Raw genomic sequence first — 9,473 nt, 5'->3', positions numbered from 1 at the left:
AGTTGCCGGAGGGATCTCGTGACCGACTCGCGGAAGAAGCTGTACTTCGGCTGGATAGTCCTCTCGGCCGTCGTCGTCGTGATGCTGGCGGGCTCGGGCGTGCGCGCCATGTTCGGTGTGTTCATCAAGCCGATCGAGGCCGAGCTGGGCTGGAGCCGCCAGCAGCTCTCCGGAGCCGCCGCGTTGTCGCTCTTCGTTCTCGGCGCCGTCGGCCCGACCGTGGGCTGGCTCGCCGACGTGTGGGGCCCCCGCCGCGTCATGCTGCTCGCCACGGCCATCCTCGGCCTCGGCACCGTGCTCTCCGCGTTCATCGGCCACCTGTGGCAGATGTATCTCTTCGCGGGATTGCTCATGGCCGGAGGCGCCGGCGGCCTCGGGCTCGCGACCGCGGCCACGGTTGCCGCGCGCTGGTTCGTGGCGCGCCGCGGCCTCATCCTCGGCATCCTGGGCGGCGCCATGTCAGCCGGCCAGATGCTGATCGTGCCGCTCGCCATGCTGCTCATCCGCAACTTCGGCTGGCGCGCGTCCTTCCTCTGGATCGGCGTCGGCATTCTCGTGTTCGCCCTTCCCGTGATTCTGTGGCTCGTGCGCGATGATCCCGCCGACAAGGGACTCAAGCCCTACGGAGCAAGCGGGGCGGCCCTGGCGTCGGCGCTGGACACCCGGCGCGTGCCGGTGGGAGAGGCGATGCAGGTGCCCGCCTTCTGGCTCCTCGCCGCCACCTTCTTCGTCTGCGGCTATACGTCCAATGGCCTCGTGCTCACCCACCTCGTGCCCCACGCGACCGAGCACGGCTTCTCGGAGATGCACGCGGCACAGGCCCTCGGCCTCATGGGGGCGATGAACATCGTGGGCACCATCGCCTCTGGCTGGATCTGCGATCGCTTCGGGCGCAAGGTCCCGCTGGCCATCTACTACGGTCTGCGAGGCCTCTCCCTGATCTTCCTGCTTTACGTGTGGAACGTGCCCTCGCTGCACATCTTCGCGGCCATCTTCGGTCTCAACTACATCTCGACGGTGCCGCCCACCGCGACGCTCACCGCCAATATCTTCGGCCGGCTCTCCGTGGGCGCGCTCTCGGGCTGGATCTACTTCTCGCACCAGGTGGGCTCGGCCCTCGGCGCCTGGGCGGGCGGCGCCATCTTCGACGCCACCGGCTCCTATGCCTGGGCCTTTCTCTCCGCCGCCCTCCTCGCCCTCATCGCCTCCGGCCTCGCCCTCCTCATCAAAGAAGAGCCCATCAGCGCCCGCCCCACGCCCGTCCGCCAAGCTCCCTCAGCCGCTCCCGCCGTCGCCAGCTAGCCAAAGCCAAACTGTCTGAATCTCATCGGTTCAGTCCTCGACGGGCTGGCTTGCGCGGCGGCGGGTGCCGTCGGGAGCGAATCCGACGAGCCGTAGCGCGCCCCGAAGCGCAGGGCGCCTCCGCCGCGCGAGCCGTCTCCGCCGCAGGCGGAGCGGCGAGCGACCCCCGTCTCGGGGGATGGGGGGCAGGCGGAGGCGCCCGAGCGAGGAGGCGCGCGAGGCGAGGAGGTTGAGCGGACGACGGCACCCGCCGCCGCGCAAGCCAGCCCGTCGAGGCGCGCCGAAGGCGCGCGTGAGAAACCGACGCGCTAGACCTTCAGATGCTTGTCGAAGAAGGCCACGCAACGCTTCCAGGCATCCTCGGCGGCCTCCTTCTTGTAGACCTGCGGCCGATCGTCGGAGAAGAAGGCGTGCGGCGCGCCCGGATAGAGCACGAACTCCACGCTCGGGTTCTTCTTCCTCAGCTCGGCCTCGAAGCGCTTGACGTCATCCGCGGGAATGCCCGTGTCCGCCTCGCCGTAGAACCCCAGCACAGGCGCCTTGATCTTGTCCACGAGGCTGAAGGCGTCCACTCCGGGCGCATCGGGAAAGGTGCGCTTGACCTGGCCATACCATGGCGCGACTGCCGTCACGCTGGGATATTCCGCGGTGAAGTGCAGCGCCAGCGCTCCGCCCCCGCAGAAGCCCGTGACCCCGATCCGGTCCGCGCGCGCCCACGACTGCTGCTTGGCATAGTCGGCCGCGGCGCGGAGGTCGCCCAGATGCTGGGCGCGGGTGACCTTGCCCGAGATCTGGCCCATCTGCTGGAAGTCCTTCCCCTGCATTCCGCCCTCGCGGAAGTAGAGCTCGGGAGCGATGGAGTAGAAGCCGGCCTGGGCGAAGCGCCGGACCACGTCCTTGTTGTGCTCGCTATTGCCGGTGAAGCCCGAGATGACGAGGACGATCGGATAGCGCCCGGCCTTCTCGGGCCGCGCGTCGTAGGCGGGGATGGCCGTGCCGCCCACGGACAATTGGATGTCGCGGGCCAGGAGGCCCCTGGTGTCGGTGACGATGGCCTGGGCCAGCGAGACACCGGGGGTCAGGACACCACCCACCGTCGTAAATGCGCCATACTTCAGGACCTGCCTGCGGCTCAGCGGATTGGCCATGGCTCTCCTCCCTGGGGTCCGGCAGTTTAGCTTGGAGAATGAACGCCCGGGATTTTACAGTAGTTCCAATCACCCATGAGGCTCCCAAGTTTCGTGTCCAAAGCGATGAGCATACGGGAAGCGGCCGCCGTCATCTTCGTCCTCGTCGCCGTTCTGCCCCTCATGCTCTTCGTCGCCTTCCTGTCCGTCTCCGACCTCATCACCAAGACCGAAGCCCAGTTCGCCTCCTTCATGGCCCTCATCATCGCCTGCCTGGGCTTCGTCGTCTTCCGGCGGCTGGTGGACCAGATCGCCCGGCTGGCCAAAGAGGTCAATCTCCCCCTCCTGCCGGACGAGCCCCTTCCGGGCGCCATGGAGCCTTCCCGCGTGCCGGCGCTGGGACAGGTCGCGGAGATCGGCCAGCTCGCCGGCGCCTTTCACCAGATGCTCGAAGACCTCCGCGCCTCCACCCAGCGGCTCGAAGATCTCGTCTTCAAGCTGGGCACTCTCAACGAAGTCGTGGAGCTCTCCGCCCGCATCCCGAAGATCCAGGACCTGCTCGCCTCCGTGCTCCAGAGCACCATGCGCGCCGTCCGGGCCAATATCGGCTCCATCATGCTGCTCAATCAGGAGAAGTTGACCCTTCGCATCGCCGCCTCACGCGGACTGCCGGAAGACCTCCAGAACCAGACGGAGATCCGGGTGGGCGAGGGCATCGCGGGCAAGGTCGCGCAAATGGGCGAGCCGGTCATCGTGGACGACATCGAATTCGATCCGCGCTTCGCCACGCTGAACGATCCCCGGTACGGCACGGGCTCCTTCATGTGCATGCCCGTGCGCGTCGGCGATCGCGTCATCGGTGTGCTCAACCTGGCCAAGAAAGAGGACGGGAGCAGCGGTACGGTCATCCGCGCCTTCACGCCAACCGATCTCCAGTTCCTCAACGCCCTCATGACCTATATCGGCTACGCGGTGGACAATGCCCGCCTCCTCGAGGAGGCGCAGGATGCGGCCCGGCAGCTGCAGAGCGTGGTGGACGACCTCAAGGCCACTCAGGCCCAGCTCGTGCGCGGTGAGACGCTCTCCGCCATCGGCAAGCTCGCCTCGGGCATGGCCCACCATCTGAACAACCTCTTCGCGGTCATCCTGGGTCGTCTGGAGACGCTGCTCGCCAATGCGCCCGATCACGACGCGCGCCGATACCTCGAGATTGTCCAGCGGGCGGCCCAGGACGGGGCAGAGGTGGTGCGGCGCGTACAGCGCTTCAGCCGCGTGCAGCCCGTCGCGCGCACGGTGCCCGTCGATCTCAATCAGCTCGCGCAGGAGGTGCTCGAGCTCACGCGCCCGCGCTGGCACAACGAGGCCCTGCTGCGTCAGATCCGTATCGATACGGCGCTCGACCTGGGCGCCATCCGACCCGTGGCCGGCGAGCTCGCGCCCCTGCGGGAGGTTCTGATGAACCTCTTGCTGAACGGGATCGACGCCATGCCGGACGGCGGGCGCCTGGTCGTCAAGACGTGGATGACGGGGGCGGACGTGCATTGCGCGGTCAGCGACACGGGCGTCGGCATGTCCGAAGAGGTCCGTCAGCGAGCCCTCGACCCCTTCTTCACCACCAAGGGCCCCAAGAGCACCGGTCTGGGCCTCTCGGTGACCTACGGCATCGTGCAGCGCCACAACGGAAAGCTCGAAATCGCCAGCGCCCCGGGGCGGGGAACCACGGTGACGATCACGCTGCCCGCCACGGGCATCACCACCCCCGTGGCGGCCGGCGCCGTCTCACCCGATCCGACGGAGCCGAGCCACCTGCGCGTGCTGATCGTGGACGATGAGCCCGAGGTGCGCTCGGCCCTCGCCGACATGCTCGCGTTTGCGGGGCATACGGCCTTTCAGGCGGCGGGTGGTCGAGAGGCCCTGGCCTGGCTCGATGCGGGACAACCCGTGGATCTCGTGCTGACCGACCTGGGCATGCCCGGGATGATGGGCTCGGAGGTCGCGCGGGCCATCCGAGGTCGATGGCCGCATCTCAAGATCGGCCTCATGACGGGATGGGACGAAACGGAGGACCTGGTCGCCGACGCGACCTCGATGGTGGATTTCACGCTCGCCAAGCCCTTCGAGCTGAAGGCGCTCACCCGGGCCTACGTCGCGACCGCCACTCCTGCCTGAGCTTGCGAGCCGCCGGACGGCGGCCCTCCGACGACCAGACTGATCTGACGACCAGACTGATCTGATTACCAGACTGATCTGACTACCAGCCGATGGCGTGCGCTCCGCGCCGCGGATCGGCGCCGCCCATGAGGACGCCATCGGGGCTGGCCACGATGGCGCACACGCCGCCCGCGCGCCAGTCCCACTCCGGCCACTCCGCCACCTTGTGGCCAAGGGCGGAGAGCGCGGCGCGGGTCTCCGGAGCGAGACGCCGCTCGGTCTCGAGCATGCCGGGGGCATGCGCGTGCGGCCAGAAGGAATCGGGGAAGCTCCGGGTCGCCACGCGCGGGGCCTCGACGGCCTGCTGGGGCGTCATGCCGTGCGCCGTGACGTTGAGGAAGACCTGGAGCATGGCCTGCTGCTGGACGTCGCCACCCGGCGTGCCGAAGGGCATGAAGACGCGTCCGCCGCGTAGCACGAGCGACGGCGCTGGCGTGAGTCGCGGCCGTTTGCCGGGCGCCACCTCGCTCGCATGCCCCGGCGTGAGCCAACCCTGAGAGCCGCGCGGCGAGATCACACAGCCCACCCCGGGGATCACGGGGGAATCCACGCCCGGATCGCTCGGCGTCGCCGAGAAGGCATTGCCCTCCGCGTCCACCACGCAGAGATAGGAGGTGTCGAGCGAGCCTCCGGGCTGGATGGTCGCGGGGCCCGACACGCCATGGCCGCCATTGGCGACGGCGCGGAGCCCGAACGGATCGCCGGCGGGCGGCAGGTCCGGCCACGCCTGGTCTTCGCGGATCAGCGCGCGGCGGGCGCGTGCGTATTCCTTCGACATGAGCCCGTCGGCCGGCACCTTGACGTGATGCGGGTCGCCGTAATAGGCCTCGCGGTCGGCGAAGGCCAGCTTCATCGCCTCCGTCATGATATGGAGAGCGCGCGGCGTATTGTGTCCGAGGGCGCGCATGTCGTAGCTCTCGATCAGATTGAGCATCTGGAGGAACACGGGGCCCTGGCACCAGAACCCGCAGGCCGCGACCTCGTAATCTCCAAAGGTGGTCTTCAGGGCGGGCGCGACCTCGACGGAGAACTCGGCCAGGTCTTCGCGGGTGAGGAGCCCGCCTTCCTTGGCGTGGTAGTCCGCGATGCGCGCGGCGATGTCGCCCTTGTAGAAGGCATCCCGCGCGGCGCGGATGGCTCCCGCGCGCCCGCGAGAGCGCGCCTTCAGCTCGGCCGTGGCCATCGTCTTGATGGTCTGCGCGAGCTCCGCCTCCACGAGCAGATGTCCGGCCGGCGGCGCCTGGCCATCCTTGAGGTAGACGGCGGCGGAGGTCGGGTATCGGCGGATCTTGTCGACGGCGCGACCGAACTGATAGGCCGAGAAGAGGGACAGCGGGAAGCCGTGCTCGGCGCACTCCATGGCCGGCGCGGCGACTTCGGCGAATGTCTTGGTGCCCCAGCGCTCGAGCGCCGCGCACCAGGCATCCGGCGAGGCCGGCACCACCGTGCGCAGCAGTCCCGAGGGAATCTGGCCGCCGTGGCGCTCGCGGTAGAACTCGGCCGTCGCGCGCTTGGGATACGGCCCCACGCCCGAGACCTCGAAGGTCTCGCCGCTCTTCGCCAGGTGCACGAGGATGGGGGCCACCCCGGCGAAGCTGACCATGTCCGGGTGGACGACGCCGAGCATCATGCCGGCCGCGCAGCCGGCGTCGATGGCGTTGCCGCCCGCTTCGAGGACGCGCGCGGCGGCCTGGGCGGCCAGCGGATGGCCGGCCACCACCATCCAGCGCCGGCCCATGACCTGCTGCATCGGACCCACGGCGGGCGCGGCGCCCGCTTCCCTCTGGGAGGTGACGGAGTCGAGGCTCATGGCGCGTATGGTAGCATAGCGGCATGAATCGCGGGCCGCTGGTCGGCGTGACCATGTCGATGACCGTCGACGCCACCCCCGAGCGTGCCTACGTGAATTCCGCGTACCTCCACGCCGTGCAGCAGGCGGGCGGCGTGCCCGTTCTCCTGCCGCCTCAACTCTCGGCGGCCTCGCTCGAGCGACTCGGCCGCGGCCTCGACGCCTTGCTGCTCACGGGCGGCGGCGACATGGACCCTTCCCACTTCGGGGAGAGCGCGCATACGAGCCTCTACGACGTGGTGCCGGCGCGCGACATGCTGGAGCTCGGCGTGATCCAGGGCGCACTCGACCGGAAGCGGCCCATCCTGGCCATCTGCCGGGGCATCCAGGTGCTGAACGTCGCGCTCGGGGGCAGCCTCTATCAGGACGTCGCCACGGATCCCGGCACCGAAGTGCCGCACAGCCAGAAGGAAGCGCGGGATCAGCCCACCCACAAGGTCACCGTGACGCCCGGGAGCCGGCTGGCGCGCGTGATGGGCGCCGACGAGGTCGAGGTCAATAGCTTCCACCACCAGGTCATCAAGTCTCTGGGCCGCGGGCTGACGGCCGTGGCGTGGGCTCCCGACCAACTGATCGAAGGCGTCGAGCTGGACGACGACACCCGCTGGGTGCTCGGCGTCCAGTGGCACCCCGAGCACCTCACCAAGGACTCCGAGCCCGCCCGCCGTCTCTTCGCCGCCCTCGTCACCGCCGCTCGTACCTAGGAGTTTGTCCGAGTAATTCCGCGCCCTCGCGAGCCAGTATGTTTCGCTTCGAGCGCCGGCTTTGCCGGCGCAATCGATTCGGGGGGAGGCTTCGGAAGGGGGGCGGAGCCCCCCTCCGAGCAACCTATTTGCCCTTGAGCCTCAAGTCCTCGTACGGCGAAGAGTACGGGTGCCCCGCGATGAGGGTGAGGCCCGACTCTGCCACGCGCGGCCCGTGGCCGTTGAGGAAGGCCAGCTCCCAGATGGGCGCGAACATCGCCTTGTCGTGGATGAGCTGCTGGATGCGATGGAGGATCGCCTCCCGCTTCTTCGGGTCGATCTCGCTCGCCTGCTCCTGGACCAGCCCCTCGACGTCGGGATAGGTGCCGTAGGTGAAGGTGCCGCCCGCGGCCACGAAGGCGTCGATGCGCGTCGCGGCATTGCCGGCGGCCCCGCTCGCCGTCTGGATTATGTTCTTCAGCTTCTTGTCACGGTTGTTCGCGATGAAGGCCACCCGCTCGAGCGGACGGAGCTGCGTGCGGATGCCCGCGGCCTTGAGATAGTTGACGACCGCCTCGCCGAGGTTGGCGTAGGAGGCGTCGCAGTAGTAGTCGCCCGCGTCGAAGCCGTTGGGGTAGCCCGCCTCCGCGAGGAGCCGCTTCGTCCGCGCCAGATCGTAGGCATGGACGGGCGGCGACCAGAAAAACTCGAAGGTGGCCGGGATGATGCTGCCGGTGATCTTGGAGAAGCCCAGCGTCTCCGCCTTGTTGATGGCCGGCCGGTCGATGGCATGGTTGGCGGCGAGACGCACGCGCCGGTCGGTCCACGGCGATTTGGGATCCGTCCACTGCTCGGGGAAGACGAGCCAGAAGGTGCCGGGCGGATAGTTGGGCTTGAGGGTGAGCCCCGGCGTCCGCTGTAGCTCCTCGGCCAGGGCGCCGCGGATCGAGTAGGCGATGTCCGCTTCGCCGCGCTTGAGCATGACCAGCCGCGTCTCCTCCTCCGTCACCGACTTGAACACCAGCCGCTTCACGCTCGGCGTCTTGCGCCAGTACCCCTCGAAGGCCTCGAGCACCAGCTCCACGCCCGGATTGAAGGAGACGAACCGGTAGGGCCCCGCGCCCACGGGCGCCCTCTTGAAGCCGTCGTCGCCGACCTTCTCCACGTACTTCTTCGGCACGATCCACCCCGCCCCCGTGGCCGGCGTGCCGTAGAAGGTCATGAAGTCGGGCCACGGCTGCTTGAAGCGGAAACGGACCCGGTGCGGATCCACCACGTCGATGCTCGTGATCCGCGCCTTGAAGATTCCTCCCCCCGCGCCCCGGTAGCGCTCCATCGAGAACTTGACGTCCTCGGCCGTCACCGGCTCGCCGTTGTGGAACTTCACCCCCTTGCGCAGCACGAACTCGTAGACGAGGTAGTCCGGGGAGACGGTCCAGGACTCCGCCAGGTTCGGGGCCAGCGCGTTCCCGGGCATGGACTTCACGAGCGCATCGTGGATGGCGTAGAGGAACATGAAGGGCGTGATGATCCCGGCCGTCTCCGCCGGGTCGAACCATGCCGGGGCGAGGGAGACGTGGACAGCCCAGGTCAACTGGCCCTCGGGGGCAGCGGCCACGGGTGTCCAGACGCATAGCGTGAGGAGCAGGGCGGCGAGTAGGGACCGTCGGCTCATGGTGTAACCTCCCCTGCGTCGCGGGCTCGGGCGAAACAAGAGGACGGTGAAGGTGAGGGGATTATCGGGAAAAGCGGGAGATTGTCAATCCCGAGCCCTGCGCCCGATGACCCGCTCGACGAGATCGAGCGGGATGCACCCGGGCTCGCGGCCGGCGACGAGCATCCGCCCGCCGACGGCCGCGAGCACCGGGAGGTCGGAGGCGCCTCAGGCCCGGTCGAGCCAGACGCGGTGCATGTCGATCAGGCCGGCCGGGATCATCTGGAAGCCCTTCACGTACTTGTGGTGGATCTTCTGCTCGTTGACGTGGAGCAGGATGGCCACCGGCGCATCCTCCAGGAGGGCCCGCACGGAATCGTCGTAGTACTTCTTCCGCTTCTTGAAGTCGTTCTCCTCCCGCGCCAGCTCGACGGCGCGGTCGAAATCCTTGTTCACCCACTTGCCGGCATTCCACGTCTCCGTCGAGTGCAGCTCGGGATAGAGCGTCTCGTCGGGGTCGAGGTCGGCGTCCCACTGAATCTGCACGAGGTCCCACTGGCGCTCCTGCAGCCAGCGCCGGCGGAAGGTCGGGAAATCGGCCAGCTCGATGCGCACCTTGAGGCCGATCTTGGCGAGCTGCGCCTGGA

7 protein-coding genes are annotated in these 9,473 nt (G+C 68.6%); 3 read left to right on the top strand and 4 right to left on the bottom strand.

The features are described from left to right. On the top strand, nucleotides 1–1,302 hold a 1,302-nt coding region (locus VGT00_13035; protein ID HEV8532337.1), incomplete at its 5' end, for an MFS transporter. Nucleotides 1,303–1,610: 308 nt separating this feature from the next. On the opposite strand, the gene VGT00_13030 is transcribed toward VGT00_13035, so the two are convergent. Then, nucleotides 1,611–2,450: a dienelactone hydrolase family protein gene (locus VGT00_13030; GenBank protein HEV8532336.1), complete on the bottom strand. Its 840-nt coding sequence runs from the start codon at nucleotides 2,448–2,450 to the stop codon at nucleotides 1,611–1,613. 93 nt (nucleotides 2,451–2,543) lie between these two features. Between VGT00_13030 and VGT00_13025 the strand changes: the two genes are divergently transcribed. Then, a complete protein-coding gene (locus tag VGT00_13025) occupies nucleotides 2,544–4,598 on the top strand; it encodes an ATP-binding protein (protein HEV8532335.1) in 2,055 nt (684 codons plus the stop codon). Between the two features lie 82 nt (nucleotides 4,599–4,680). Here the strand turns inward: VGT00_13025 and VGT00_13020 are convergent, their stop codons facing one another. Continuing rightward, nucleotides 4,681–6,450 (bottom strand): gamma-glutamyltransferase family protein, encoded by a 1,770-nt coding sequence (locus VGT00_13020; protein HEV8532334.1) that lies wholly within the window; start codon nucleotides 6,448–6,450, stop codon nucleotides 4,681–4,683. Nucleotides 6,451–6,473: 23 nt separating this feature from the next. Between VGT00_13020 and VGT00_13015 the strand changes: the two genes are divergently transcribed. Next, nucleotides 6,474–7,193, top strand: coding sequence for a gamma-glutamyl-gamma-aminobutyrate hydrolase family protein (locus VGT00_13015; GenBank protein ID HEV8532333.1), 720 nt, complete (start codon nucleotides 6,474–6,476; stop codon nucleotides 7,191–7,193). Between the two features lie 124 nt (nucleotides 7,194–7,317). Here VGT00_13015 and VGT00_13010 read toward each other — a convergent pair whose 3' ends face one another. Further along, nucleotides 7,318–8,847, bottom strand: coding sequence for an ABC transporter substrate-binding protein (locus tag VGT00_13010; protein ID HEV8532332.1), 1,530 nt, complete (start codon nucleotides 8,845–8,847; stop codon nucleotides 7,318–7,320). A gap of 207 nt (nucleotides 8,848–9,054) precedes the next feature. After that, a partial coding sequence (locus tag VGT00_13005) for an ABC transporter substrate-binding protein (GenBank protein HEV8532331.1) occupies nucleotides 9,055–9,473 on the bottom strand: 419 nt, incomplete at its 5' end.

The organism is Candidatus Methylomirabilota bacterium, from assembly GCA_036002485.1.
Taxonomy (GTDB): Bacteria; Methylomirabilota; Methylomirabilia; order Rokubacteriales; family CSP1-6; genus AR37.
Note: the sequence above shows the minus strand (reverse complement) of the source record. Positions and strands in the feature narration are given on the sequence as shown.

Excerpts from the sequence above, each read along its gene's own strand:
- VGT00_13030 (HEV8532336.1), bottom strand. The coding sequence starts at position 2,450 with ATGGCCAATCCGCTGAGCCGCAGGCAGGTCCTGAAGTATGGCGCATTT.
- VGT00_13020 (HEV8532334.1), bottom strand. The coding sequence starts at position 6,450 with ATGAGCCTCGACTCCGTCACCTCCCAGAGGGAAGCGGGCGCCGCGCCC.
- VGT00_13015 (HEV8532333.1), top strand. The coding sequence starts at position 6,474 with ATGAATCGCGGGCCGCTGGTCGGCGTGACCATGTCGATGACCGTCGAC.
- VGT00_13010 (HEV8532332.1), bottom strand. The coding sequence starts at position 8,847 with ATGAGCCGACGGTCCCTACTCGCCGCCCTGCTCCTCACGCTATGCGTC.